21 protein-coding genes and 1 tRNA gene are annotated in these 24950 nt (G+C 63.9%); 15 read left to right on the top strand and 7 right to left on the bottom strand.

Annotated features, from left to right (window positions below; all coding sequences use genetic code 11):
- Nucleotides 1-137: 137 nt before the first annotated feature.
- The 4 genes from gdhA (at nucleotide 138) to OTERR_RS11920 (ending at nucleotide 4724) form a co-directional block, all read left to right on the top strand.
- Nucleotides 138-1478, top strand: coding sequence for an NADP-specific glutamate dehydrogenase (gene gdhA, locus OTERR_RS11935; RefSeq protein ID WP_246154154.1), 1341 nt, complete (start codon nucleotides 138-140; stop codon nucleotides 1476-1478).
- Nucleotides 1479-1624: 146 nt separating this feature from the next.
- Nucleotides 1625-2800 (top strand): DesA family fatty acid desaturase, encoded by a 1176-nt coding sequence (locus OTERR_RS11930; RefSeq protein ID WP_149425889.1) that lies wholly within the window; start codon nucleotides 1625-1627, stop codon nucleotides 2798-2800.
- Nucleotides 2801-2890: 90 nt separating this feature from the next.
- Nucleotides 2891-3415, top strand: a complete 525-nt coding sequence (locus tag OTERR_RS11925) for a disulfide bond formation protein B (protein WP_149425888.1) — start codon at nucleotides 2891-2893, stop codon at nucleotides 3413-3415.
- 184 nt (nucleotides 3416-3599) lie between these two features.
- Nucleotides 3600-4724 carry an acyltransferase family protein gene (locus tag OTERR_RS11920; protein WP_149425887.1) on the top strand — a complete coding sequence of 375 codons (1125 nt, stop codon included), beginning with the start codon at nucleotides 3600-3602 and terminating at the stop codon, nucleotides 4722-4724.
- A gap of 29 nt (nucleotides 4725-4753) precedes the next feature.
- Here OTERR_RS11920 and proB read toward each other — a convergent pair whose 3' ends face one another.
- The 4 genes from proB to rplU form a co-directional block, all read right to left on the bottom strand.
- Entirely contained in the window at nucleotides 4754-5899 is a 1146-nt protein-coding gene (gene proB, locus OTERR_RS11915) for a glutamate 5-kinase (RefSeq protein ID WP_149425886.1), read from the bottom strand.
- Nucleotides 5896-7026 carry an Obg family GTPase CgtA gene (gene cgtA, locus OTERR_RS11910; RefSeq protein ID WP_149425885.1) on the bottom strand — a complete coding sequence of 377 codons (1131 nt, stop codon included), beginning with the start codon at nucleotides 7024-7026 and terminating at the stop codon, nucleotides 5896-5898. The genes proB and cgtA overlap by 4 nt, the downstream gene beginning before the upstream one ends.
- A 119-nt stretch (nucleotides 7027-7145) precedes the next feature.
- Nucleotides 7146-7406, bottom strand: a complete 261-nt coding sequence (gene rpmA, locus OTERR_RS11905) for a 50S ribosomal protein L27 (protein WP_054621234.1) — start codon at nucleotides 7404-7406, stop codon at nucleotides 7146-7148.
- A 16-nt stretch (nucleotides 7407-7422) separates the two neighbouring features.
- Nucleotides 7423-7734, bottom strand: coding sequence for a 50S ribosomal protein L21 (gene rplU / locus OTERR_RS11900; RefSeq protein WP_054621233.1), 312 nt, complete (start codon nucleotides 7732-7734; stop codon nucleotides 7423-7425).
- 195 nt (nucleotides 7735-7929) lie between these two features.
- Between rplU and ispB the strand changes: the two genes are divergently transcribed.
- The 7 genes from ispB (at nucleotide 7930) to OTERR_RS11865 (ending at nucleotide 14564) form a co-directional block, all read left to right on the top strand.
- Nucleotides 7930-8898, top strand: a complete 969-nt coding sequence (gene ispB, locus OTERR_RS11895; protein WP_054621339.1) for an octaprenyl diphosphate synthase — start codon at nucleotides 7930-7932, stop codon at nucleotides 8896-8898.
- A gap of 59 nt (nucleotides 8899-8957) precedes the next feature.
- Nucleotides 8958-9034: transfer RNA gene (locus tag OTERR_RS11890), tRNA-Pro, on the top strand.
- Between the two features lie 151 nt (nucleotides 9035-9185).
- Complete coding sequence (locus OTERR_RS11885; RefSeq protein WP_082396977.1) at nucleotides 9186-9437, top strand: PP0621 family protein; 252 nt, start codon at nucleotides 9186-9188, stop codon at nucleotides 9435-9437.
- An 81-nt stretch (nucleotides 9438-9518) separates the two neighbouring features.
- Nucleotides 9519-11183 carry a sensor histidine kinase gene (locus tag OTERR_RS11880; protein ID WP_246154153.1) on the top strand — a complete coding sequence of 555 codons (1665 nt, stop codon included), beginning with the start codon at nucleotides 9519-9521 and terminating at the stop codon, nucleotides 11181-11183.
- On the top strand, nucleotides 11078-12445 hold the full coding sequence (locus OTERR_RS11875; RefSeq protein ID WP_054621232.1) for a sigma-54-dependent transcriptional regulator: 1368 nt from the start codon (nucleotides 11078-11080) through the stop codon (nucleotides 12443-12445). Before OTERR_RS11880 ends, OTERR_RS11875 begins: the two co-directional genes overlap by 106 nt.
- Nucleotides 12445-13050 carry a 1,6-anhydro-N-acetylmuramyl-L-alanine amidase AmpD gene (gene ampD, locus OTERR_RS11870; protein ID WP_082396930.1) on the top strand — a complete coding sequence of 202 codons (606 nt, stop codon included), beginning with the start codon at nucleotides 12445-12447 and terminating at the stop codon, nucleotides 13048-13050. The genes OTERR_RS11875 and ampD overlap by 1 nt, the downstream gene beginning before the upstream one ends.
- Nucleotides 13051-13226: 176 nt before the next feature.
- A complete protein-coding gene (locus OTERR_RS11865) occupies nucleotides 13227-14564 on the top strand; it encodes a hypothetical protein (protein WP_246154152.1) in 1338 nt (445 codons plus the stop codon).
- A gap of 60 nt (nucleotides 14565-14624) precedes the next feature.
- On the opposite strand, the gene OTERR_RS11860 is transcribed toward OTERR_RS11865, so the two are convergent.
- Both OTERR_RS11860 and OTERR_RS11855 read right to left on the bottom strand, forming a co-directional pair.
- On the bottom strand, nucleotides 14625-15809 hold the full coding sequence (locus OTERR_RS11860) for a pyridoxal phosphate-dependent aminotransferase (RefSeq protein WP_054621230.1): 1185 nt from the start codon (nucleotides 15807-15809) through the stop codon (nucleotides 14625-14627).
- 90 nt (nucleotides 15810-15899) lie between these two features.
- Nucleotides 15900-17729 (bottom strand): phosphoenolpyruvate carboxykinase (GTP), encoded by a 1830-nt coding sequence (locus OTERR_RS11855; RefSeq protein WP_054621229.1) that lies wholly within the window; start codon nucleotides 17727-17729, stop codon nucleotides 15900-15902.
- Between the two features lie 740 nt (nucleotides 17730-18469).
- Between OTERR_RS11855 and OTERR_RS11850 the strand changes: the two genes are divergently transcribed.
- The 3 genes from OTERR_RS11850 to OTERR_RS11840 all read left to right on the top strand — a co-directional run bounded on the left by OTERR_RS11850 (nucleotide 18470) and on the right by OTERR_RS11840 (nucleotide 23183).
- Nucleotides 18470-20746 carry an NADP-dependent malic enzyme gene (locus OTERR_RS11850; RefSeq protein WP_149425884.1) on the top strand — a complete coding sequence of 759 codons (2277 nt, stop codon included), beginning with the start codon at nucleotides 18470-18472 and terminating at the stop codon, nucleotides 20744-20746.
- A gap of 200 nt (nucleotides 20747-20946) precedes the next feature.
- A complete protein-coding gene (gene pbpG, locus OTERR_RS11845) occupies nucleotides 20947-22020 on the top strand; it encodes a D-alanyl-D-alanine endopeptidase (RefSeq protein WP_054621227.1) in 1074 nt (357 codons plus the stop codon).
- A 68-nt stretch (nucleotides 22021-22088) separates the two neighbouring features.
- A complete protein-coding gene (locus OTERR_RS11840) occupies nucleotides 22089-23183 on the top strand; it encodes a TRAP transporter substrate-binding protein (protein WP_149425883.1) in 1095 nt (364 codons plus the stop codon).
- A gap of 77 nt (nucleotides 23184-23260) precedes the next feature.
- Here OTERR_RS11840 and OTERR_RS11835 read toward each other — a convergent pair whose 3' ends face one another.
- A complete protein-coding gene (locus OTERR_RS11835) occupies nucleotides 23261-24037 on the bottom strand; it encodes an IclR family transcriptional regulator (protein ID WP_054621225.1) in 777 nt (258 codons plus the stop codon).
- A 170-nt stretch (nucleotides 24038-24207) separates the two neighbouring features.
- Here OTERR_RS11835 and OTERR_RS11830 point away from each other — a divergent pair, with 170 nt between their 5' ends.
- Complete coding sequence (locus OTERR_RS11830) at nucleotides 24208-24948, top strand: (Fe-S)-binding protein (RefSeq protein ID WP_149425882.1); 741 nt, start codon at nucleotides 24208-24210, stop codon at nucleotides 24946-24948.
- The last annotated feature ends 2 nt before the right edge of the window (nucleotides 24949-24950 follow it).

Raw genomic sequence — 24950 nt, 5'->3', positions numbered from 1 at the left:
CTAAGTCACGATGACGATCCGCTCACCGGTACTCGGCAAGGATGCACTAAAATGGTGCGTTTTTTCCGCAAACCGACGGTGGGCTCAGGTTCGGCGCCGCTTGCGGGGAACCCACCCTTTTTATTTCGGAGCTCATGATGACCCTCGATACCTTCCTCGCCGCGGTGCGGCAACGGGACCCGCACCAACCGGAGTTTCACCAGGCGGTGAAGGAGGTGATGGAGAGCCTGTGGCCTTTCCTCGACGCCAACCCGCGCTACCGCGACCAGGGGTTGCTGGAGCGGCTGGTGGAGCCGGAGCGGGTGATCACCTTCCGCGTGCCCTGGGTGGATGACGCCGGCCAGGTCCAGGTCAACCGGGGCTTTCGCATCCAGATGTCGTCGGCCATCGGCCCCTACAAGGGCGGCATCCGCTTCCACCCCTCGGTAAATCTGTCGATCCTCAAGTTCCTGGCCTTCGAGCAGGTTTTCAAGAATTCCCTGACCACCCTGCCCATGGGCGGCGGTAAGGGCGGTGCCGACTTCGATCCGAAGGGCAAGAGCGACGGCGAGGTGATGCGCTTCTGCCAGGCCTTCATGGCCGAGCTGAACAAGTACATCGGCGCCGACATCGACGTGCCGGCCGGCGATATCGGCGTCGGCGCCCGGGAAGTGGGCTACATGTTCGGCATGTACAAGAAGCTGGCCGGCGAGTTCACCTCGGTGTTCACCGGCAAGGGCCGGGTCTACGGCGGCAGCCTGATCCGCCCCGAGGCCACCGGCTACGGCACGGTGTACTTCCTCGAAGAGATGCTGGCGACCCGGGGCGAGACCCTGGCGGGCAAGCGGGTGGCGATCTCCGGTTCGGGCAACGTGGCCCAGTACGCGGCCCAGAAGGCCATGGAGCAGGGCGCCAAGGTGCTCACCGTGTCCGATTCCGGTGGTACCGTGGTGGACCCGGAGGGCATGACCCCGGAGAAGTGGCAGGCCCTGCACCAGCTCAAGGAGGTGGAGCGCGGCCGTATCGAGGAGTACGCCCGCCGGTTCGGCCTCAAGTTCCTGCCGGGGGAGCGTCCCTGGGGCGTGCCCTGCGACGTGGCCCTGCCGTGTGCCACCCAGAACGAACTCGACGGCAACGATGCGGTCCGTCTTCTGTCCAACGGCTGCACCGCCGTGGCGGAGGGGGCGAACATGCCGTCGACGCTGGAGGCGGTGCATGCCTTCCTCGCTGCCGGCATCCTCTATGCCCCGGGCAAGGCCTCCAACGCCGGCGGCGTCGCCGTCTCGGGGCTGGAGATGAGCCAGAACGCCCAGCGCCTGTCCTGGACCCGCGACGAGGTGGATCGCCGTTTGCGCGAGATCATGCGCGCCATCCACGAATCCTGCCTGGAGTACGGCAAGGGTCAGGGGGTGGGCGGCAGCAGCGACTACGTGCGCGGCGCCAACGTGGCCGGCTTCGTCAAAGTTGCCGATGCCATGCTCGCCCAGGGCGTCGTCTAACCCGGCAAGCCCCGTCCGGCGCGGCTTGCCGCGCCGGACCTGCCCCGACGTCATGCTTCGTCCGGAGCAGGCGGTGAGTGGCCGGGTTGGCGCGTAAAATCGGCGGCTTGTTTTTGTCTTCGCCTTCGGGCGGAAAGGTGTTGTCGATGTATTCCGGTCTGCTGGACCTTCCCTGGTGGGGGTATGTGCTCGTTACCCTGGCCCTCACCCACGTCACCATTGCCGCGGTCACCATCTTTCTCCACCGCCACCAGGCCCACCGGGCGCTGGACCTGCATCCGGTCGTCTCCCATTTCTTCCGGTTCTGGCTGTGGTTCACCACCGGCATGGTGACCAAACAGTGGGCGGCCATCCACCGCAAGCACCACGCCAAGTGCGAGACCGCTGACGATCCCCACAGTCCCCAGGCCAAGGGGTTGAAGAAGGTCTTTTTTGAAGGCGCCGAGCTGTACCGGGCCGAGGCCAAGAATGAGGAAACCCTGCGCCGCTACGGCCACGGCACCCCGGACGACTGGATCGAGCGCAAGCTCTATTCGCGGCATTCGGCGTTGGGCGTTTCCATCCTGCTGGTGCTCAACGTGGTGTTGTTCGGGCCGATCGGCCTGACCATCTGGGCCGTGCAGATGGCGTGGATTCCCTTCTGGGCGGCCGGCGTCATCAACGGCGTGGGCCACTACTGGGGCTACCGCAACTTCGATTGCGCCGATGCTTCCACCAATCTCATCCCCTGGGGGATCATCGTCGGCGGCGAGGAACTGCACAACAACCACCACTCCTTCGCCACCTCGGCCAAGTTCTCCACCAAGTGGCACGAATTCGACCTGGGCTGGATGTACCTGCGGATTTTGTCGGCACTCAAGCTGGCGACGATCAAGAAGGTCATTCCCAAGCCCCGCTTCGTCGCTCCCAAGCCCGTGCTCGATCTGGACAGCCTGCAGGCGGTGATCACCCATCGCTACGATCTGCTGTCGCGCTACGCCGCCTCCCTGCGCCGCACCTACGGTGAGGAATTGAAGGCCCTCAAGCAGCGACTCGGCAAGCAGGAGGTGCAGCGCTTCAAGGGGCTGGCGGGACTGCTCAACGCCGATCCCGCCAAGCTGGGGGCCGAGCGCCGCGCCGCCCTGGAGACACTGTTCAAGGAGAGCCGCCCTCTGGCTACCCTACACGCCATGCGCGACGAACTGGCCCAGGTGTGGGAACGCACCAGCGCCTCTTCCGATCAGCTGGTCAAGCAGCTCCAGGACTGGTGCCAGCGTGCCGAGGCCTCCGGTATCCGGCAACTTGAGGAGATCGCTCTGCGCTTGCGCCGTTACGCGGTGTAACGCGACCGCTCCACGATTGACATAAACTGCGGGCGGCACCGGACCTGGACAGGTCGCGGGCCGCCCGTTTTTTTGTTCCCAGGAGAATTCATGTCCCTGTCGTCGCTCTGTGGCCGTCTCTGTGGCCGTATTTCGGATCGCACGGCCTGCCTCATTCTCGGCATCGGTGCCTTCGCCCTGGTGGTCGTGGGCATCGTCCTGGGTGAAGCCCTACGCCTCAACCCCTGCCCCTTGTGCATCTTCCAGCGGGTGCTGTACCTGGCCATCGGCGTCGGTGCCCTGTTGGCGGCGGCAGGGCGCCCGTTGCGCCCCTGGGGGCTGCTGATCGCCCTGATGGCGGCCTTGGGCGGCATCGCCGCGGCGGGCTACCAGGGCTGGCTGCAATGGATGGCCGATCCGGCCCTGGAATGCGGCTTTGGCCCGCCCAACCTGATCGAGCAGTCGGTGGAATGGCTGGGCGAGCGCTGGCCCCGGTTGTTCCTCGCTACGGGCTTTTGCAGCAGCAAGGAATGGGAGTTGCTGGGGCTGTCCATGGCGCACTGGTCCTTGCTGGTCTATGTCGCCTATGGGGCCGCCCTGGTGGCGGTGGCGCGGCGCAGTTTGCACCAGCCCTGATCCCCGCGGGCCAGAACGAGGCGCGCAGTAGGGCGCCTTAGCCGCTGACAAAGCCTTCCTTTGCGAAGGCTTTGTCCTTTCTGGAGGCGGTTGCCGCCGTTCAGTCCCTGCAGCCTTTCGCCTCCCCATTGACGTACCGCTTCACCTTGGTTGTCGGTTGTTCTCGAAGTCAGGATGTCGATTTATGTCTGTCCCCGTTGTCGTTTCTGCCAATTCCAACCTTTCACCCAAAACCCCCGCCGATACGCGCTATTTCGTCATTGGCCTGCGAGCCGTGGCAGCAGTGGTCATTGCTTGGCATCACTTCGCCCTTTATCCGCCGCTCAAGGACTGGGCGGCGCCGGTGCTGGGCCATCTGCTCGATTGGCTGGCCGAGCACGGTCGGGCCACCCAGGTGTTCTTCGTGGTCGGAGGTTACGTGATGGCCTTGAGCATGAGCGGGCGGGATTGGCGCCTGCCAGCCCTGGGGCGCTACGTGGTACGGCGCTATTGCCGCCTGGGCTTGCCCTACCTGGCGGCCATGGTGCTGGTGGGGCTGGCCTACCTCTACGGCCGGGACTGGCTGCCGGAGGAAGTTACCGGCGCCCCCGTGACTGTGCCCCAGGTGCTGGCCCACCTCTTTTTTCTTCAGGCCATTCTTGGCTACGAGCACCTGTCGGCAGGCTTCTGGTTCATCTGTGTCAATTTCCAGCTGGCCTTGGTCTATGCAGCCAGCCTGTGGCTGCGGGACGGTCCCGGGCGGGGGTGGATCGATGCGCCCCTGTTACTGGGCTGGCCCCTGGCAGTCTTCTCCCTGTTCCATTTCAACCTGAATCCCGACTGGGACAGCTGGTGGCTGTACTTCTTTCCCTATTTCTTCATGGGCATCGTCATCCACCATGCCGTGCATCGCGCCCGCTCGCCATGGTCCTTCTGGCTTTACGCCCTGTTGCTGGTGGTGGCCATGGGGTTCGAGTGGCGCTGGCGGCTGCTCAGCGCCTTGCTGGTCGGGATGGTGCTATGGCACGGGGAATGGCGCGGCTGGGGCGCCAGCTGGCCGCGGCACAAGGCCGTGCTGGGGCTGGGGCGGATTTCCTTCAGCCTCTTCCTGGTGCACTTTCCGGTGCTGGTATTCGTCGGCGCCCTGTGGGCCCGGCTGGAATTGGACTCCCCGGAGCTGGCGGTTCTTGCCCTTGGCCTGACCTTCGGCCTCAGCCTGGTGCTGGCCCGGCTCTTCTACCGCTGGGTCGAGTTGCCCGCCGCCGCCCTGGGGCGCCGGCTCGGGCGGCGCGGCCCAGACCGGACTGCGGTTGCGGCGGCGGGCGCCTGATCCGGTTGTGCGGCACTGGCCGCAACGGCTCAGAGGGTGACCAGGTTGTCCCGGTGGATCAGTTCCGGGGCGTCCACGTAGCCGAGCAGGTCGGCGATCTCGTGGCTGCCGCGCCGGGCAATGCGGCGGGCGTCGCTGGAACCGTAGTTGGTCAGGCCCCGCGCCACTTCCCGGCCGTCCGGGCCGAGGCAGGCCACGGCGGCACCGCGCTCGAACTCGCCGTCCACCTCGACCACCCCTACCGGCAGCAGGCTCTTGCCTTCGGCCAGGGCCGCGACGGCGCCGGCGTCCAGGTGCAGACGGCCGGCCAGTTGCAGGTGGTCTGCCAGCCATTGCTTGCGGGCGGCCAGGGGCTCCTGCTGCGCCACCAGCAGGGTGCCGATGGGTTCGCCGGCTGCCAGTCGGGTCAGCACGTCCCGTTCGCGGCCGCTGGCGATGACCGTGTCAGCCCCGCTGCGGGCGGCGCGCTTGGCGGCCAGCACCTTGGTGATCATGCCGCCGGTGCCCACCGTCGTGCCGGCGCCGCCGGCCATGGCCTCCAGGGCAGGCTCGCCGGCGGCGGCTTCCTGGATCAGGGTGGCGTTCGGGTCCTTGCGCGGGTCGGCGGTGAACAGACCGATCTGGTCGGTGAGGATGACCAGGGCATCGGCTTCCACCAGGTTGGCCACCAGGGCGCCCAGGGTGTCGTTGTCGCCGAACTTGATCTCGGCGGTGACCACCGTGTCGTTCTCGTTGATGATCGGCACCACGCCGAGGGAGAGCAGGGTGGTCAGGGTGGAGCGGGCGTTCAGGTAGCGGGTGCGGTCGGCCAGATCCTCGTGGGTGAGCAGTACCTGGGCGGTCTTCAGGCCATGGCTGCCGAAGGCGCTCTCGTAGATCTGGGCCAAGCCCATCTGCCCCACGGCAGCGGCGGCCTGGAGTTCGGGGACGGTACTCGGGCGCTTGCTCCAGCCCAGGCGTTGCATGCCGCAGGCGATGGCCCCGGAGGAGACCAGCACCACTTGGCGGCCGCTGGCCACCAGAGCGGCGATTTGCCGTGCCCACTCGCCGATGGCGGCTTCGTCCAGCCCTTGGCCGTTGGCGGTGACCAGGGCGGAGCCGACCTTGGCGACCAAGCGGCTGGCTTCGGCGAGCCGGGTCGGGGTGTGGCTGGAAAGGCAGGAGATGGCGCTCATTGCCCGTCCTCCTCGCCCTCCAGGGGGAGTTCTTCGATGGGGGCGGGCAGGGTGTCGCCGAAGTCGTCGTCCTGCTCCTCGCCCACTTCCGGCAGGGCCGGTCCCATGGCGTCGAGGGCATCCTGGATGGCGTATACCAGGGGGCGGGTGCCCTCGCCGCTGATGGCGGCAATGCGGAATACCCGACCGGTTTCGCTGTGGCCTGCGGCCTTGAAGGCGGCGAGGAAATCGGCGACGCGCTGATCCCGTTCTTCCTCCGGGATCAGGTCGAGTTTGTTGAGCACCAGCCAGCGCGGCTTATCGGCCAGGCGGGCGTCGTACTTGGCCAGTTCGGCAACGATGGCCAGGGCATCGCGCACCGGATCGGCATCCGGGTCCAGGGGGGCCAGATCCACCAGGTGCAGCAGGATGCGGGTGCGTTGCAGGTGCTTGAGGAAGCGGTGGCCCAGGCCGGCGCCGTCGGCGGCACCTTCGATCAGGCCGGGTACGTCGGCGATGACGAAGCTGCGATTCTCATCGGTGCGCACCACCCCCAGGTTGGGGTGCAGGGTGGTGAAGGGATAATCGGCCACCTTGGGCTTGGCGGCGGAAACGGAGCGGATGAAAGTGCTCTTGCCGGCATTGGGCAGGCCGAGCAGACCCACGTCGGCCAGCACCTTTAGTTCCATCTTCAGCTCGCGCTCTTCACCGGGCTCACCCCGGGTGAATTGGCGCGGCGCCCGGTTGGTGCTGGACTTGAAGTGCAGGTTGCCCAGGCCGCCGCGTCCACCTCGGGCGATGCGCGCCTTCTGGCCGTCTACCGCCAGGTCGGCGACCACGTCGCCGCTGTTCAGGTCCGAGATTACGGTGCCGACCGGCACCCGCAGGATCAGATCCTCGGCACCCTTGCCGTAGCAGTCCGAGCCGCGCCCCTTTTCGCCGTTGTTGGCCTTGAACTTGCGCGTATAGCGGTAATCGACCAGGGTGTTGATGTTGCGGTCGGCTACGGCGTAGATGCTGCCGCCACGACCGCCGTCGCCGCCATCCGGTCCGCCGAAAGGGATGAACTTTTCGCGGCGGAACGAGGCGGACCCGTCGCCACCCTTGCCGGCGATCACTTCGATTTTTGCTTCGTCGATGAATTTCATGAGGTCTGTCTCGTTCCGGTGGCGGGGAATTTCCCTGGCCGACGCCGGATATAAATGAAGAGGGTAGAAACGAAAAAGCCCTACCGCAAGGATAGGGCTTCTTCCTGAGCTGTTCGCGCTTACTGAGCGGGAACGATGCTCACGAAACGGCGCTGCTTTTCACCCTTGACGGAGAATTGCACCTTGCCGTCCACCAGGGCGAACAGGGTGTGATCCTTGCCAACGCCAACGCCTTCACCGGCGTGGAACTGGGTGCCGCGCTGACGAACCAGAATGTTGCCAGCCAGAACCACTTGGCCGCCGTAGCGCTTTACGCCAAGGCGTTTAGCTTCTGAGTCGCGGCCGTTGCGGGAAGAACCGCCTGCCTTTTTGTGTGCCATGTCGGTAGCTCCTTAATTAAGCCGAGATCGCTTCGATCTTGAGCTCGGTGTAATTCTGACGATGGCCCTGGTGCTTCTGGTAGTGCTTGCGGCGGCGCATCTTGAAAATCTTGACCTTGTCGTGGCGACCGTGGGAAACCACGGTGGCGGTGACCTTGGCCCCGGCAACCAGCGGGGCGCCGATCTTCACCGACTCGCCTTCGCCTACCATGAGGACCTGGTCGAGAGTGATCTGGGCGCCAACGTCTGCAGGTATCTGTTCTACTTTAAGTTTTTCGCCGGCGGACACGCGATACTGCTTGCCCCCGGTTTTTACGACCGCGTACATGTTGGACTCCAAACAAAAATCCCAAACGACCCAGAAGGCCAATGGGGGTCAGACAAAGAACCCGCGATTATACGGATTTTTGTTTCCGGGTCAAAGGGTTCCGCCGTTTTTGCCCGGGTGCGCTTGACGCTGCGGGTTGTGGCCGCCTACTATCCCGCGGTTTCGGCGCTCCCGCCTGCTATCTCCCTGAATATCGTGAATCTCGACCAGCTTTACGCGCTCATCGCCCCCGACATGAAGGCGGTGGACGCCGTCATCCGCCAGCAACTTCACTCCGACGTGGTGCTGGTGCGTCAGGTGGCCGAGTACATTGTCAATAGCGGCGGCAAGCGTTTGCGTCCAGCACTGGTGCTGCTGTCGGCGGGAGCCCTGGGGTATCAGGGAACGCGCCACCATGAGCTGGCGGCAGTGGTCGAATTCATTCATACCGCCACCCTGCTGCACGACGACGTGGTGGATGAATCTTCTCTGCGCCGTGGCCGCGACACGGCCAATGCCTTGTTTGGCAACGCGGCCAGTGTCCTGGTGGGCGATTTCCTCTATTCCCGCGCCTTCCAGATGATGGTCTCGGTGGGCAACATGAGGGTGATGGAAGTGCTCTCCAGTGCCACCAACATCATTGCCGAAGGTGAAGTGCTGCAGTTGATGAACTGTCACGATGCCAACGTGGATGAGGCGCGCTACCTGCAGGTGATTCATTACAAGACGGCCAAACTGTTCGAAGCGGCCACCCAGTTGGGCGCCATCCTAGGCGGAGCCTCTGCTGAACTCGAGGCGGGGTTGGCCGCCTACGGTATGCACGTCGGCACTGCCTTCCAGTTGATCGACGATGTGCTCGACTACTCGGGCGAGGAAGCGGAAACCGGCAAGCATCTGGGCGACGACCTGGCCGAAGGTAAGCCGACCCTGCCGCTGATCTACGCCATGCAGCACGGTACCCCCGAGCAGGCTGCTGCGGTTCGTCATGCCATCGAAGAGGGCGGTCGCGATGACTTTCCCGCCGTGCTCGCCGCGATCCGTGCCACGGGTGCCCTGGACCACACCCGTGAGCAGGCCAAAGTGGAGGTGGCCAAGGCTGAAGCCGCAATTGCTGCACTTCCCTCTTCCACTTACAAGGATTCGCTGTTAGAATTGTCGTCCTTCGCAGTTGCGCGGTCTTATTGAATCAAAACCGCAGCTTTGCGGTGAGATTCGCTTCCCGAGTTTCACCCGCGCCAACTGTACGGGGAATAGCTCAGCCTGGTAGAGCACTGCGTTCGGGACGCAGGGGCCGGAGGTTCGAATCCTCTTTCCCCGACCAATTCAAAAAAGCCGGAGATTCGTCTCCGGCTTTTTTCATTTGTGCGGCGCCAATGCCGCAGCCTGGCAGGAAGTGCGGCGCTTTCTGCTATCGTGCCGGTTGATCGCGATTGATTCGGTTCCGGTGCGTCCTGAAGCGCTTGGGAGCGTTTGTGGCTAAATTCCTCCTTTTTCTCCTGACTCTCTTTGTCGTCTGGGCGGTTTTTTTTCGTCCGGCCAAGCGTCTGCGGCGTGACGAGCGGCAAGGGCCGAATTTGCCTGCTGCGCCGGAGCGCATGGTGGCCTGTTCGCATTGCGGCGTTTTCGTCCCCGAAAGCGAAGCCGTCGCCGGTGACCGGCCGGGGCGCTTCTTTTGTGGCGAAGCCCATCGCCAGCTTGAAGACGGCGGCCACGGGCCGGCCTGATCGATGAGTTCGGCGCTGCCTCCCTTCTTTCCGCCCCCTCATCCGGCCGACCCTGCCGTTGGAGGGCGCGTAGCAGGGGAGTTGCCGGATTCCTACTGGACCTCGTTCCGCTACTTCAATCTCTACCGGCTCCTGATTGCCGGTTTCCTGGTTCTTTACGCCTGGGCGTCGGCTTACCAGCACAACCCCGTGCTGGGGTGGTGGATTAGTGTCGGCTATGCCACGGAAACCCTTGCTGCAGTAATGCTCGGAACCCGTATCCGGCAACGCTTCACCCTGCAGCTGACCCTGCAAGTCGGCGTCGACATCCTGGTGATGACGACCCTGATGTATCTCGGCGGCGGTATCCGTACCGGTCTGGGGGCCATGCTCCTGGTCAGCCTGGCCGCTGCCGGACTGGTCGGAGAGGCGCGCTGGGTGTTGTTCTACGCGGCGCTGGCAACCCTGTCGTTGCTGTTCGGCGAGTTCATGCGAGGAGTGAACAGCGAATTCGACGCAGTCGGCTTCTTCCAGGCGGGCTTGTTGTCGGCCGGGTTTTTTACGTCGGCTATTTCTGCCCGTCTGGTGGCGCGCCGGGTCGTGGCCAACGAAGAGCTTGCCCGGCGCCGCGGCATTGCATTGCAAAACCAGGTGCGCATCAGCCAGCGCGTCATGGAAGAGATGCAGGATGGCGTATTGCTGGTCAGCGGCGGTAATACCGTGATCCAGTACAACCCCCGGGCGGCTGAATTGCTCGGCCTTCCCCCTGGGTTTGCCGGGGCGTTGGCGGGGAGCGCTCCGGAGGTGTTCAATGCCTTGGCGGCATGGCGGACCGGCGGGGCGGCCCTGCTGGATATCCGTCGCCCCGGTGGCGTCGTGGCCCTGCGCGTGCGTTTCGTCGGAACAGACAGCACCAGCGACGAGGCCTTGGTTTTCCTTGAGGATCTTTCGTCCCTCCAAGCGCAGGCCCAACAACTCAAGCTGGCCGCCCTGGGGCGTCTGACCGGCTCCATCGCACACGAGGTGCGCAATCCTCTGGCTGCCATTTCTCACGCCGGCGAGTTGCTGCGCGAGGAGCGGCGCGATGCGCTGCAGGAGCGCTTGATCCGCATCATTCTCGACAATACCGCGCGGATCGACCGGATCGTCACCGATGTGCTGCAACTGGGGCGGCGCGACCGGGCGAATCCGGAGGGCATTGAATTACAAGGATTCGTGGCGTCGTTGGTCGAAGAGCTGGTGCCGGCGGCTGCCGTGGCCGAGGGGAATCCGGACAATACCCTGGTACAGGCCAAAGAGGGCATGATCCGGTCCGATGTTCCCGCGGGTTTGGCGATTACTTTCGATCGTTCCCATCTCTATCAGGTCCTGGCCAATCTGCTGCGCAATGCCTTGCGTCATTGCCAACGCCGTCCCGGCAGTGTGCTCGTCTTCGCGACGGTGGCGGAAGGGCAGATAGAATTGCATATCCTCGATGATGGTCCGGGTATCGATGAGGCCCAGCGGATCCAGGTCTTCGAACCTTTCTTCACCACCCAGCACCAGGGCACCGGACTGGGGTTGTACATCGCCCGCGAACTCTGCGAGGCCAATGGCGCACGACTCGATCTGTTGGAAAACAATCCCGGCGCCCACTTCCGTATCGTCGCAAGGAGTACCACGTGCCCCCTCAGCCCCCCGCGCGCAACGAACGACGCACCTGCGACCATGTCGCCCGGGTCCTCGTTGTCGACGACGAGCCCGACATCCGGGAGCTCCTCGATCTGACCCTGGCCCGCATGGGCCTGCGCTGCGACAGTGCCGGTTCTGTGGCCGAGGCCCGCACCCTGCTGGCCAACCACGATTATCAGTTGTGCCTTACCGACATGCGCCTGCCGGATGGCGAAGGGCTCGATATCGTCCGGCATATCGGCGAATGCCATAGCCAGACCCCGGTGGCCGTCATTACCGCCTTCGGGAGCACCGAGAATGCCGTGGCGGCTCTCAAGGCGGGGGCCTTTGATTATCTGGCCAAGCCGGTGGCCCTCGACCAGTTGCGCACCCTGGTCAAGTCCGCCCTGGAGGTGCCCGGGGAAAAAGATACTGCGACCCGTATTGCCGGGCTGGTTGGTGATTCGGCTGTAATGGTCCAGGTCAAGGAAACCATTGCTAAGCTGGCCCGCAATCTGGCGCCGGTGTACATCTCGGGGGAGTCGGGGACGGGTAAGGAACGGGCCGCTCGTCTCATGCATGGACAAGGGCCGCGTGCGGGAGGTGCGTTCGTGGCGGTGAACTGTGGCGCCATTCCCGAGAATCTGATGGAGAGCGAGTTCTTCGGCTACCGCAAAGGGGCGTTTACCGGTGCCGAGAGTGATCGGGACGGCTTTTTTCAAGCGGCCGACAGCGGAACCCTTTTTCTTGATGAGGTGGCCGACCTGCCGCTGGCAATGCAGGTCAAGCTGCTGCGGGCGATTCAGGAAAAGCGGGTGCGCAAGGTGGGGGCGACCCAAGAAGAAGCTGTCGATGTGCGCATCATCAGCGCAACGCACAAGGATCTGCGGGCCTGTGTGGACGCCGGGACATTTCGTCAGGACTTGTACTACCGGCTCAATGTCATCGAATTGCGCTTGCCACCTCTGCGCGAGCGACAGGAAGACATTCCCGATCTGGTTGAAGCGGTCCTGTCGCGGATCGTGGCCGCCGCCGGATCGCAGCGGCCCCGCGTCACTGAGGCCGCATTGCGGGCGCTACAGTCCTATTCCTTTCCGGGCAATGTGCGCGAGCTGGAAAATATCTTGGAGCGCGCCCATGCCCTGTGCGATGGCGATGTCATCGATGTCGATGATTTGCAGCTTCAACCCCAGGGCGACAGCGAGCCGGTCGTGGGACGCAGCGAGGAGAGCCTCGACGATTATCTCAACCGGGTGGAGCGCCAGGCGATCCTCGAAGCCTTGCAGCAGACGCAGAACAACCGTACCGCTGCCGCCCGGGTGCTTGGCATTACCTTCCGCTCACTACGCTATCGCCTCGAGCGCCTGGGAATAGAGTGATGCGGAGTTCTGAAACCTTGTGCTCGCCTTCTTCCCCGGCAGCGCCGGTCTGGCGGGATGGCTGGCTCCAGAGCGCTGTGCGGGTCGCGTCGCCCAATCACGATGCGCGTCCTGGCGGCGAGATCCCGGGCCTGGTGGTGATTCATGCGATCAGCCTGCCGCCGGACCAATTCGGTAGCGACGACATCCTGCGACTGTTCACCAATACCCTGGATCCGGATGCCCATCCCTATTTCGCGGGTATTCATCAGTTGCGCGTTTCCAGTCATTTCCTGATTCGCCGCGATGGCCAGCTCGTGCAGTTCGTCTCGTGCGACGAGCGGGCCTGGCACGCGGGCGTATCCACCTGGTGGGGCCGGGAGCGCTGCAACGATTTTTCGATCGGCATCGAGCTTGAGGGCTGCGACACCTTGCCATTCGAGGCGGCGCAATACGCGGCGCTGGATGTTCTGCTTGGGGCGCTCGGTACAAACTATCCGGTGAAGGAGGTTGTCGGGCACTGTCATATCGCCCCGCAACGCAAGACGGATCCAGGGCCATTGTTCGATTGGTCAGTGGTTGCCGCGGCTCATCCCGAGCTTCTATTCCCTTGGCGTGAAAGTTGATCAAACAACATCTTGCAGTGCCAGGAATACACCCCTAGAATTAGTTGGATACCAACTAATTACTACTATATCTAGTGGCCTGCCATCGGCATAAACGAGGGTTCAACGCTTGATCGTCCTCGCCCCTTTTCGACCTCGAAGCCTGCTGCGACGCGGCTTCTCGACGAGCCTCCGGCATGGGCTCGCAAGGTGGCGTCTCCCCCGCATTTCTTTCCACTCGATGGTGCAAGCGTTTTTGCTGGGCAAACAAGAAATCATCTGCACCCCATTCTCTACCCATTCATCGCCTGGCCAAACGCCCCGGTACGCTTTTCGTGCCGGGGCGTTTTTGTTGTTGTCGTTCCGTTGTTCCTGGCCTGGCTTTTCCTATCCGGCGGAGCTCGCATGGCGAGCCGCGGACCACACCGGACTGCCCGTTCGGTACTGATGAGGGAATACCCCTCACACCCATAGCTACGGAGGTGATCATGGCAACCACGAAGAAAGCAAAGAGCGAGGACGAGAAGGTCAAGAAGCCCGCGGCCAAGAAAGCCGCAGCGCCGAAGGCTGCTGCTAAAAAGGCCGAAGTGAAGAGCGCTGCCAAGGCCGAGAAGAAGGTCGAAAAGAAGGCTGAGAAAAAGGCGGCTGCCAAGCCTGTCGCCAAGAAAGCAGCGGAGAAGGCTCCGGCCAAGAAGGCCGCTGCCAAGCCGGCGGCCAAGGCTCCTGCCAAGAAAGCCGAGGCCAAGCCCGCAGCCAAACCGGCTGTGAAGAAAGCCGTGGCAGCAAAGCCTGCCGCGAAGACGGTCGCCAAGCCGGCAGCCAAAGCTCCGGCCAAGGCTGCAGTGAAGCCTGCGACGAAGGTAGCTGCCAAGGCTGCAGCCAAACCAGTAGCCAAGGCTGCACCGAAAGCAGCTGCCAAACCGGCAGCGGCAGCAAAAGCTCCGGTGAAGGCCGCGGTCAGCAAAGCCGCCGCGAAGCCTGCCGCCAAACCGGTGGCTAAAGTTGCACCGAAGGCTACCGCGAAGCCCGTGACCAAGCCCGCCGCCGCTGCCAAGGCTCCGGCGAAAGCCGCCGCCAAGCCGGCAACCAAGGCTGCTGTTGCTAAGCCTGCCACCAAAGCGCCGGCCAAGGCCGTTGCCAAGCCCGCCGCGAAACCGGCGGCGAAAACCGCTGCTGCTAAACCGGCTGCAAAGGCACCGGCCAAGGTTGCAGCCAAACCTGCTGCGGCTCCCAAGGCGGTTGCCAAGCCTGCGGCCAAGGCTGCTGCCGCCAAACCGGCGGCTAAAGCTGTGGCCAAACCGGCGGCCAAACCTGCTGCGGCTAAAACTCCGGCTAAACCGGCAGCCAAGACGGCCGCGAAAAAGCCTGCCGCGCCCAAGGCTCCGGCCAAGTCGGCAGCCGTTCCCGCGGCCAAGCTGGTGGCCACTCCGGTGACGGCTCCGGCCACGCCGTCTACGGCCGCCACGCCGGGGCTCAAGTCCGCGCTCAATCCGGCGGCGGCTTGGCCTTTCCCGACGGGCTCCCGCCCCAAGTAATTCCGGTGCGTACCATCGGCGCCGCCACCCGGTCACGGGTCGGCGGCGCTTTTTTATTGCTTAGCGGCCAAGCATTTTTTCCAGGCGGGCAATGCCTTCGGCGAGGCGTTCCAGATTGGTTGTGTAGGCGAAACGCATATACCGGGCCGGGTCGGCGTTGCCGAAATCCAGGCCGGGCGTGGCGGCAATTCCGGCTTCGTCGAGCAGTCGGCTGGCAAAGGCGAAGCTGTCGCCGCTGAAGGCCGAGATATCGGCATAGATGTAGAAAGCCCCCTCGGGCTGTGCCGGGATGGTGAAGCCCAGACGCAGCAGTTCGCCGAGAAGGAAGTCGCGACGCTGGCGAAATTCGGTGCGGCGTGCCTCCAGGATGGCGCGGGTTTCCGGCAGGAATGCCGCCAGGGCCGCATGCTGTGCCGGTGTCGATGGTGCGATGAAAAGATTCTGGGCGAGCTTTTCCACAGGGCGAATGAACGCTTCGGGGACGATCAGCCAACCGAGTCGCCAGCCGGTCATGTTGAAGTACTTGGAGAAGCTCTGCACCACGCAGGCCTGCTGTGAGTAGGTCAGGACGCTTTCGTCGCAGCCGCCGTAGGTCAGGCCGTGATAGATCTCATCGAGAATCAGGGTGCCGCCGCGGGACTCGACGGCCTCGGTGAGTCCCCGCAGCTCATGACCGCGCAGGACGGTACCGGTGGGATTGGAAGGGGAGCCAAAGAGGGCGCCCCGTGTGTGTGCCGTCCAATGGCTGGCGACTTGTTCCGGCGTGGGCTGAAAGCGGTTTTCCGGCCCGACCACGATGGCTTTGGCTTGGCCTTCGAAGGTGCGGATGAAATGGCGATTGCATGGGTAGCCAGGGTCTGTCACCAGCCATTCGTCGCCAGGATTGACCAAAGCGCCCAGGGCCAGCAACAGTGCGCCAGAGCCGCCGGCGGTGACCACAACCCGGGAAGCGGGCAGGGCGATGCCGTAATGTTCCTGGTAAAAGCCGGCGATGGCCTCGCGCAATCGCGGCAGGCCGAGGGCCGAAGTGTAGTGGACGTGCCCGCTGGCGAGAAAGTCGCGTGCGGCTTCGACTACCGGCGCTGGCGTGGGGAAATCCGGTTCGCCGACTTCCATGTGCACGATGTCATGCCCCGTCGCTTCCAGGGCTGCGGCCCGGGCCATCAGCTCCATGACGTGAAAGGGGGCGATTTCCTGGGCCCGTCGCGAGACGGCGGAGAGGTACGGGGCTGTCGGAGCAGTCATGGTTGGGGACGCGGGAGGTGGCGGTCTGGTTAGGCTGACCAAAGAAAAAGGCCGCCCCGGGTGGGGCGGCCTGCCGGAGTGCCGTAAAGCTTAGGCAGCCTTGGGTTGGAACGCCAGTTCCAGCAATTCGCGCTTGAGCGCCAGTTGCTTGGGCAGACGGTCGCCGAATTTCTCGAACCATTCCTTGTGGGAGGCCACTTCGGTGCGCCAAGCTTCGGCATCGACCTTGGTCAGGGCGTCGAAGTCATCCTTGGAGAACTCCAGACCGTTCCAGTCGATGTCCTCGAACTTGGGCATCCAGCCGAGTTGGGTTTCCTTGGCGCCGACGCGGCCGTGGACCCGGTCCACGATCCATTCCAGCACGCGCATGTTGTCGCCAAAGCCAGGCCACAGGAACTCGCCCTTGTCGTTCTGGCGGAACCAGTTCACGCAGTAGATGCGCGGCGCATGTTCGACGGTGCGGCCCATTTGCAGCCAGTGGGCGAAGTAGTCGCCCATGTTGTAGCCGCAGAAGGGCAGCATGGCGAAGGGGTCGCGGCGCACCACACCCTGGGCGCCGAAGGCGGCGGCGGTGGTTTCGGAGCCGAGGGTCGAGGCCAGGTACACGCCAAAGTCCCAGTTGAAGGCTTCGTAGACGAGCGGCACGGTGGTGGCGCGGCGGCCACCGAAGATGAAGGCGGAGATGGGCACGCCGGCGGGATCTTCCCAGGCGGCGTCGATGGACGGGCACTGGCTGGCCGGGGCGGTGAAGCGGGAGTTGGCATGGGCAGCCTTGCGGCCGGCCTTGCCGTCTTCCGGGGTCCAGTCCTTGCCCTGCCAGTCGATCAGGTGGGCCGGGGCTTCCTTGGTCAGGCCTTCCCACCACACGTCACCCTCGTCGGTCAGGGCCACGTTGGTGAAGATGACGTTTTCCTTGAGGGTTGCCAGGGCGTTGTAGTTGGTCTTCTCGCTGGTGCCGGGAGCCACGCCGAAGAAGCCGGCTTCCGGGTTGATGGCGTAGAACTTGCCGTCCTTGCCCGGCTTGATCCAGGCGATGTCATCGCCGATGGTGGTGATCTTCCAGCCGTTGAACGACTTGGGCGGGATCAGCATGGCGAAGTTGGTCTTGCCGCAGGCGGAGGGGAAGGCGGCGGCCACGTAGGTCTTCTCGCCCTTGGGGGATTCAACGCCGAGGATCAGCATGTGTTCGGCCATCCAGCCTTCGTCGCGGGCCATGGTCGAGGCGATGCGCAAGGCGAAGCATTTCTTGCCGAGCAGGGCGTTGCCGCCGTAGCCGGATCCGTAGGACCAGATCTCGCGGGTTTCCGGGTAGTGCACGATGTATTTCACATCCGGATTGCAAGGCCAGCGGGAGTCTTTCTGGCCCGGTTCCAGGGGGGCGCCCACGGTATGCACGCAGGGCACGAACTCGCCGTCGGCGCCGAGCACGTCGAACACGGCCTTGCCCATGCGGGTCATGGTGCGCATGTTGACGACCACGTAGGGGGAGTCGGAAATTTCGACGCCGATGTGGGCGATAGGCGAACCGAGGGGGCCCATGGAGAAGGGGATGACGTACATGGTGCGTCCCTTCATGCAGCCCTTGAACAGGCCGTTGAGGGTCTCGCGCATCTTGGCCGGGTCTTCCCAGTTGTTGGTCGGGCCGGCGTCTTCCTTCTGGGCAGAGCAGATATAGGTACGGTCCTCGACCCGGGCGACGTCGGAGGGGTCGGACCAGGCCAGGTAGGAGTTCTTGCGCTTGGCGTCGTTGAGCTTGATCAGCGTGCCCGCTTCGACCATCTGGGCGCACAACTGGTCGTACTCTTCCTGGGAGCCGTCGGCCCAATAGATGGAATCGGGCTGAGTCAGTTCAGCGATCTGGGCGACCCACTGTTTGAGCCGTTCGTTTTTCACGTAGGCGGGGGCGTTCAGTTGCACCATGGGAAAGTCTCCTCGGAATGTGCCTGTGGCTATAAGGGTAAAGAGCGAATCAGAAAAGCTGGGGGTTCAAAATTAATAATTATGGCCGATTCCCGGGCATGCCGCAGACAGGGCGCGGACTGGGAGCCGGTGGGGGGATTCTGTGAGACAAGGCCGAGGCGGGCAGAGGAGCAGGGCTCCCTCTGTGCCAAAGTCGGCTGCATGAGGGACTGGTCGCAGGCCGCCGTCATCGGGCCGCCGCTGCGGCCGGGATTCGGCTGCAGCCTGAGCGGGGAGGGGAGATGGGATGTCGCGGTGGACCGGCACGATTCGCCACGCTTCTCCGACGCGCCCCGCCCCCGCGTTCCCGACACGGGAGCGTCGATACGAGGGCAGTGGTTGCGGGACAGCATGCTTTGGGCGAATCTGGGCAGTGGGTTCATGGTGCGAGAGCCACGATGGCGAACGCTGCGAACCACTGCCGCAAGAGCAGTAAAGCGCGTAATTATGCCATTTTGCCGCCTCTCACGGAAGGCGCCCCGCTTTCTGGCGGGTTGCTTTGCGGGCCGCTTGGGCGCTCGACCTGCAATCGTGTTGCTATAATCCGGAATGACAATTCATCAGGCGAAATAAAAAGACGGGCCGAGTGAAGCGAAAATTTGCGCAGTTGCCTACCCAACCGCGCGCATTCCATAGTCTCTTCGCCGCTTCACCAACGCCCGCCGTTTCGTTTTTACCCACCGCACCAGAGGACTGGCTCAATGGACAAGGATCAACTGCGCGACGCCGCGCTGTACTACCACCGCAATCCGAAACCGGGAAAAATCTCCGTCACCCCGACCAAGCAGCTGACCAACCAGTACGACCTTTCCATGGCCTACTCCCCGGGAGTGGCGGCCGCCTGCGAGGAAATCGTCGCTAACCCGGCGGAGGCCTCCACCGTTACCGCACGGGCCAACCTGGTGGGCGTCATCACCAATGGCACTGCTGTGCTGGGGCTGGGCAACATTGGTCCTCTGGCCGCCAAGCCAGTGATGGAAGGCAAGGGGGTGCTGTTCAAGAAGTTCGCCAACATCGACGTCTTCGACCTGGAAATCGAGCAGAACGACCCGGACCAGCTGATCGAGACCATCGCCAGCCTGGAGCCCACCTTCGGCGGCATCAACCTGGAAGACATCAAGGCCCCCGAGTGCTTCTACATCGAGAAGAAGCTGCGCGAGCGGATGAAGATTCCCGTCTTCCACGACGACCAGCACGGCACCGCCATCGTCGTCGGCGCCGCCATCCTCAACGGCCTTACTTATCTGGGTAAGGACCTGAAGCAGGTCAAGCTGGTGACCTCCGGCGCTGGTGCTGCCGCCCTGGCCTGTCTCGATCTGTTGGTGATGCTCGGCGTGCCGGTGGAAAACATCTGGGTCACCGACATCAAGGGCGTGGTCTATGAAGGTCGCGTCGAGGAGATGGACGAGATCAAGGCGCGCTACGCCAAGAAGACCGATGCTCGCACCCTGGGCGAAGTCATCGAGGGCGCCGACGTCTTCCTCGGCCTCTCCGCCGGTGGCGTGCTCAAGGCCGAAATGGTCGCCAAGATGGCCAAGAACCCCCTGATCCTGGCCCTGGCCAACCCGACGCCGGAAATTCTGCCCGACGTGGTCAAATCGGTGCGCGACGACGCCATTATCGCCACTGGCCGTTCCGACTACCCCAACCAGGTCAATAACGTCCTCTGCTTCCCCTTCATCTTCCGTGGTGCCCTGGACGTAGGGGCCACCACCATCACCGAAGAAATGAAGCTGGCGGCGGTGAAGGCCATCGCTGAGCTGGCCCGGGCCGAGCAGAGCGAAATCGTGGCTGCCGCTTATGGCGAGAAGGTTTCCGGCTTCGGCCCCGAATACCTGATTCCCAAGCCCTTCGATCCCCGCCTCATCGTCAAGATCGCCCCGGCCGTGGCCAAGGCCGCCATGGATTCCGGCGTGGCCACCCGGCCCATCGCCGACTGGCCGGCCTACCTGCAGAGCCTCAACGAATTCGTGTACCACTCCGGCCTGATCATGAAGCCGGTGTTCGCCCAGGCCAAGGCCGCCCCCAAGCGCATCATCTACGCCGAAGGCGAAGACGAGCGGGTGCTGCGGGCCGTGCAGGTGGTGGTGGAAGAGCGCATCGCCCGGCCCATCCTCATCGGTCGCCCGGCCGTGATCAACGCCAAGATCGAGGCCGCTGGCCTGCGTATCCGCGAAAGCCTGGACTTCGAGGTGCTGGACCCGGACAACAACCCCCGCTACGACGAGTTCTGGCAGGAGTACCACCGGATCATGGAGCGCCGCGGCGTTTCCCTCGACTACGCCAAGCGCGAAGTGCGCCGTCGCCATACCCTGTGCGGCTCCCTGGCCGTGCGCCTGGGCGTGGCCGATGGCCTGATCTGCGGCACCTTCGGCCGGCATCAGCTGCACCGCTTCTACGTCAAGCACGTCATCGGCACCAACGACCGCTCCAGCAGCTACTACACCCTCAACCTGCTGATCCTGCCGGGCCGCACCGTGTTCATCGGCGACACCTATGTGAACTACGACCCGACGGCGGAGCAGCTGGCCGAGATGACCCTGCTGGCAGCCGAGGAAATCCGCCGCTTCGGCATCACGCCCAAGGTGGCGCTGCTTTCCCATTCCAGTTTCGGCACCGAGGACACCCCCACTTCCCTGAAGATGCGCAAGGTCCTGGAGCTGCTGGCCGAACAGGCGCCGGACTTGGAAGCCGAGGGCGAGATGCACGGCGATGCGGCGCTGGACGAGCAGATCCGTCTGCAGGGCTTCCCCAATTCCCGCCTCAAGGGCCAGGCCAACCTGCTGGTGATGCCGACCCTGGACGCCGCCAACATCTCCTTCAACCTGCTCAAGAGTTCCGCCGGGGATAACTTGACCGTGGGGCCCATCCTCATTGGTACGGCCCGTCCGGTGCACATCCTGACGCCTACCGCCACGGTACGCCGCATCGTCAACATGACCGCGCTGACGGTGGTTGATGCGGGGACAGCGCGCTGACCGCATCAGAGCATTGATTCAAGAAAGGGGATTAGGTTAATAACCTATCCCCTTATTTTTCTTGATTTAGCAAGCTCGGCTGATAAACTGGCGTAAAATCCAGCGCGGTTTTGGCCGGTCCTTTTCCCGGCTGTCGTCACGAAATTTTCACCCCTGTATTGAGTCGGGATTTCCCACAAATCCCGGCCCGGAGAGCCCCGATGCCCGCTCCTTCTCTTCGTGCCTGGCTGTGCGCCACTCTGATGGTTTCTGTCGCGACCCTGGCCGCTCCGAGCGCCTCTCTCGCCGTCGAAAAGAAATCTGAAACCACTGCCAAGAAGGCCAAGGCGAGCAAGTCCGTTGCCAAGGCTCCGGCGAAAACCGCAGCCAAGCCCAAGGCCGAGAAATTGAGCGCCGGCAGCCGCCGTGCCAGCCAGGCGAGCGTCGCAGCCAAGCCGGCGCCGGTGGCCAAGAGCGTGCGCAAGAACGTGCATAAGGTCGTCGCCGTGGACTCCGGCGACTGGGTCGGCGCCGCCCGCAACCTGGGGCTGCAGTCCAGTGCCGCCTTGGTGCAGGATCTGACTACCGGCGAGTTCGTGTTCGAAAAGAACGGCAGCACGGTGGTACCGATCGCCTCGATCACCAAGCTGATGACCGCCATGGTGACTCTCGATGCCAACCCCAACCTGAACGAAACGCTGACCATTGGCGAAGAGGATGTGGACACCCTCAAGGGCAGCCGCTCGCGCCTGCATGTCGGCACCCAGCTCAGCCGCGAGCAGGCCCTGTTGCTGGCCCTGATGTCTTCGGAAAACCGCGCCGCCCATGCCCTGTCGCGCCACTATCCGGGGGGCACCGCCGCCTTTGTCGCGGCGATGAACCGCAAGGCCCAGTCTCTGGGGATGACCCACACCCGCTTTGAAGATCCTACCGGCCTGACCGCCAACAACGTCTCCACCGCCCGGGATCTGGCTAAGATGGTTTCCGCGGCACACCACTACCCCCTGATCCGCGAGTTTTCCACCACCCCCGGCGCTACCGTGGAGGTGGCGGGCCGGCCGATGGCCTTCAACAACACCAATGCCCTGGTGAAGAGCGATAGCTGGGAGATTGGCCTGTCCAAGACCGGCTTCATCCAGGAAGCGGGCAAGTGCTTGGTGATGCAGGCCCATGTGGCCGGTCGTCCGGTGGCCATCGTGCTGCTCGATTCTGCCGGTAAGATGACCCGCATCGGTGATGCCAACCGCCTCAAGCGCTGGATGGAATCCAGCGGGGCCAAGGCGACCCGCGCCTGATTTCGGTTTTACCCATAAGGCCGCGGCGACTGACCGCGGCTTTTTTTTGCCTGTTGAAAGGAGACCCCATGCAGCGTCGTGAATTCCTGAAGAAATCCAGCGTTGGTCTGGCCGCCGGTGCTGCCACTGCCGCCGCTTCGGCGCCGGCCCTGGCCCAGAGCGCCCCCGCCATCAAGTGGCGGTTGGCCTCCAGCTACCCGAAGAGCCTCGACACCATCTACGGTGCCGGCGAAATGGTCGCCAACCGGGTCGCCCAGCTCACCGAAGGGCGCTTCAAGATCCAGGTCTTCGCCGGTGGCGAGATCGTTCCCGCCCTGCAGGTACTCGATGCCGTGCAGCAGGGCACCGTCGAATGTGGCCACACCACCAGTTCCTTCTACGTTGGCAAGAACCGGGCGTTCGCCTTCGACACCGTGGTGCCTTTCGGCCTCACCCCGCGCCAGCAAATGGCCTGGATGTACTACGGCGGCGGCCTGCCCCTGATGCGCGAGTTGTTCAAGGAATATGGGGTGGTGAATTTCCCCTGTGGCAACACCGGGGCTCAGATGGGCGGTTGGTTCCGTAAGGAAATCAACACCCTGGCCGATCTCAAAGGGCTCAAGATGCGCATCCCCGGCCTGGGCGGCGAAGTGCTCTCCCGCCTCGGTGCCGTGCCGCAGAACATTCCGGCCGGCGATGTCTATGCCGCCCTGGAAAAAGGCGCCATCGACGCCACCGAGTGGGTCGGTCCCTACGACGACGAGAAGCTCGGCTTCTACAAGGTGGCCAAGTACTACTACGCCCCCGGGTGGTGGGAGCCGTCCGCCCAGGTCACTCTGGTCGTCAACGCCAAGGAATGGGAGAAGCTGCCCAAGTCCTACCAGTACGCCCTCGACGTGGCCTGTGCCGAAGCCAACATGCACATGTTGGCCGAGTACGATGCCAAGAACCCCTTGGCCCTGGCCAAGCTGCTCAAGGCCGGTGTGCAGTTGAAGCGTTTCTCCAACGAGATCATGGTTGCCGCCCAGAAGGCAGCCTTCGACTTCTACAACGAGGAGGCGGGGCGCAACCCGACCTTCAAGAAGATCTACTCCGAGTGGGAAAAATTCCGCCGCAACGAACAGGCCTGGTTCAGCGTCAATGACGCCGCCATTGAGCAATTCATGTACAGCCACAACAAGTAAGGGCCGGCCAAGATCCGGCCAAGCAAAACGGGCGCCCTGGGGCGCCCGTTGCGTTTGTCGGCTCCGGTTCCTCGGCCTTATTTACGGGGCTTGGTGTAGCCGAGGGCATGGGAAATTTCGTCGGCGGTGGTCCGCAGCATGTCGATCCAGTCGGCGTTGTGCCGGTCGGTGGGGGCCGAGACCGACAGGCCGGCCACCAGATTGCCTTCATCGTCGCGCACCGGGACGGCGACGCACTTCAGGCCGGCCTCGGCTTCCTCGTTGTCGAACGAGACCCCGTGGCGGCGGATCCAGTCCAGTTCCTTCTCCAAGGCGGGTAGGGAGGTCAGGGAATGGGGGGTCTTGCCCGGCAGACCGGTGCGTTTGGCGTATTCCTTGACCTTTTGCGGCCCATCCTCGGCGAGGAACAGCTTGCCGGCGGAGGTCAGGTGCAGGGGCGCGCGACCGCCCACCAGGTAAACCACCCGGATCAGGGAGCGGCCGCTGGAGGTCCGCTCGATGTAGATGATTTCGTCGTCGTGGCGAATACCCAGGTTGACGCTCTCGCCGACCTGCTCGTGCAGGCTTTGCATGTAGGGCTGGGCCACTTCGCGCAGGTTGAGGCGCGATTTGACCAGGTTGCCCAGCTCCAGCAGGCGGATGCCCAGCCGGTAGGTGCCCGGGTCGTGCCGTTCGACGAAGCGCGACCCGGTCATGGCGGCCAGGATGCGGTGTGCCGTGGAAGGATGGAGTCCGGTGGTTTGGGCCAGCTGCTTGAGGCTGACCGCGTCGGGAGATTCGGACAGGGCGTCGAGGAGCGCCATCATGCGCTCAATCACCTGAATCGAATTCTTCCCTTCTTGCCTTTCGGCCATGAATGTTCTTTCTGTGAAATCTGCGGGGGGTCAAAAAATCTGCTTTCAAGCACTGGTGCGGTTTCCCGAGGGGGGCGAAACCGGGCGCGCGGAACTATAATCGGTTTTTTGCCAAATCGGCGCTTCCGGCCTTCCACCGTGCAGGCTTGTGCGTCGCAATATTCTACCCCATGCGTGTTGCCCTCTTCGTCACCTGTCTGGTGGACCTGATGCGTCCCCGTATCGGCTTTGCCGCCCTGGATCTGCTCGAATCCGCCGGTTGTGAGGTGACGGTTCCCGCCGCCCAGACCTGCTGCGGCCAGCCGGCCTTCAATTCCGGGGATCGTGCCCTGGCCCGTCAGCTGGCGGAAAAGACCATCGCCGAGTTCGAAGGTTTCGACTACGTCGTCGCCCCCTCCGGCTCCTGCGCCGACCAGATCCGTACCGAATACCCCGGGTTGTTTGACGAAGGCTCCGACTGGCGCCGCCGCGCCGAGGCCCTGGCGCCGAAAGTGTTCGAGCTGACCGATTTTCTGGCCAACGTCCTCAAGGTCGAGGCCGTGCCCGGCCGTTTCGACGGCAGCGTCACCTATCACGATTCTTGCACCGGCCTGCGCAGCCTGAAGATCAAGTCCCAGCCCCGGGACCTGCTGGCCAAGGTGCCCGGCCTGACCCTCAGCGAAATGGAGGCCTGCGAGGAGTGCTGCGGCTTCGGCGGCACCTTCTCGATCAAGTACGGCGACGTCTCGGCGGCCATCGGTGAGCGCAAGTGCAACAACATCCGCGCCGCCGCTACCGACGCCGTGGTCGGCGGCGACCTGGGCTGTCTGCTGCACATCGAGGGCAAGCTGCGCCGCATGGGCGACGAGACCACCCGGGTGCTGCACGTGGCCGAGGTGCTGGCCGGCGCCGGCAACGGTGGGGAGAACTGACC

Source organism: Oryzomicrobium terrae, from assembly GCF_008274805.1.
In the GTDB taxonomy this organism is placed as follows: domain Bacteria; phylum Pseudomonadota; class Gammaproteobacteria; order Burkholderiales; family Rhodocyclaceae; genus Oryzomicrobium; species Oryzomicrobium terrae.
This window is presented reverse-complemented; position numbering and strand designations above follow the sequence as displayed.

Bases quoted from the DNA above. Each gene is read 5' to 3' on its own strand.
- OTERR_RS11840 (WP_149425883.1), top strand. From the start codon at position 22,089: ATGCAGCGTCGTGAATTCCTGAAGAAATCCAGCGTTGGTCTGGCCGCC.
- pbpG (WP_054621227.1), top strand. From the start codon at position 20,947: ATGCCCGCTCCTTCTCTTCGTGCCTGGCTGTGCGCCACTCTGATGGTT.
- OTERR_RS11865 (WP_246154152.1), top strand. From the start codon at position 13,227: ATGGGCTCGCAAGGTGGCGTCTCCCCCGCATTTCTTTCCACTCGATGG.
- gdhA (WP_246154154.1), top strand. From the start codon at position 138: ATGACCCTCGATACCTTCCTCGCCGCGGTGCGGCAACGGGACCCGCAC.
- OTERR_RS11830 (WP_149425882.1), top strand. From the start codon at position 24,208: ATGCGTGTTGCCCTCTTCGTCACCTGTCTGGTGGACCTGATGCGTCCC.
- OTERR_RS11850 (WP_149425884.1), top strand. From the start codon at position 18,470: ATGGACAAGGATCAACTGCGCGACGCCGCGCTGTACTACCACCGCAAT.
- cgtA (WP_149425885.1), bottom strand. From the start codon at position 7,026: ATGAAATTCATCGACGAAGCAAAAATCGAAGTGATCGCCGGCAAGGGT.
- OTERR_RS11835 (WP_054621225.1), bottom strand. From the start codon at position 24,037: ATGGCCGAAAGGCAAGAAGGGAAGAATTCGATTCAGGTGATTGAGCGC.
- OTERR_RS11855 (WP_054621229.1), bottom strand. From the start codon at position 17,729: ATGGTGCAACTGAACGCCCCCGCCTACGTGAAAAACGAACGGCTCAAA.
- OTERR_RS11920 (WP_149425887.1), top strand. From the start codon at position 3,600: ATGTCTGTCCCCGTTGTCGTTTCTGCCAATTCCAACCTTTCACCCAAA.
- OTERR_RS11860 (WP_054621230.1), bottom strand. From the start codon at position 15,809: ATGACTGCTCCGACAGCCCCGTACCTCTCCGCCGTCTCGCGACGGGCC.
- OTERR_RS11925 (WP_149425888.1), top strand. From the start codon at position 2,891: ATGTCCCTGTCGTCGCTCTGTGGCCGTCTCTGTGGCCGTATTTCGGAT.
- OTERR_RS11930 (WP_149425889.1), top strand. From the start codon at position 1,625: ATGTATTCCGGTCTGCTGGACCTTCCCTGGTGGGGGTATGTGCTCGTT.
- rplU (WP_054621233.1), bottom strand. From the start codon at position 7,734: ATGTACGCGGTCGTAAAAACCGGGGGCAAGCAGTATCGCGTGTCCGCC.
- rpmA (WP_054621234.1), bottom strand. From the start codon at position 7,406: ATGGCACACAAAAAGGCAGGCGGTTCTTCCCGCAACGGCCGCGACTCA.
- ampD (WP_082396930.1), top strand. From the start codon at position 12,445: ATGCGGAGTTCTGAAACCTTGTGCTCGCCTTCTTCCCCGGCAGCGCCG.
- proB (WP_149425886.1), bottom strand. From the start codon at position 5,899: ATGAGCGCCATCTCCTGCCTTTCCAGCCACACCCCGACCCGGCTCGCC.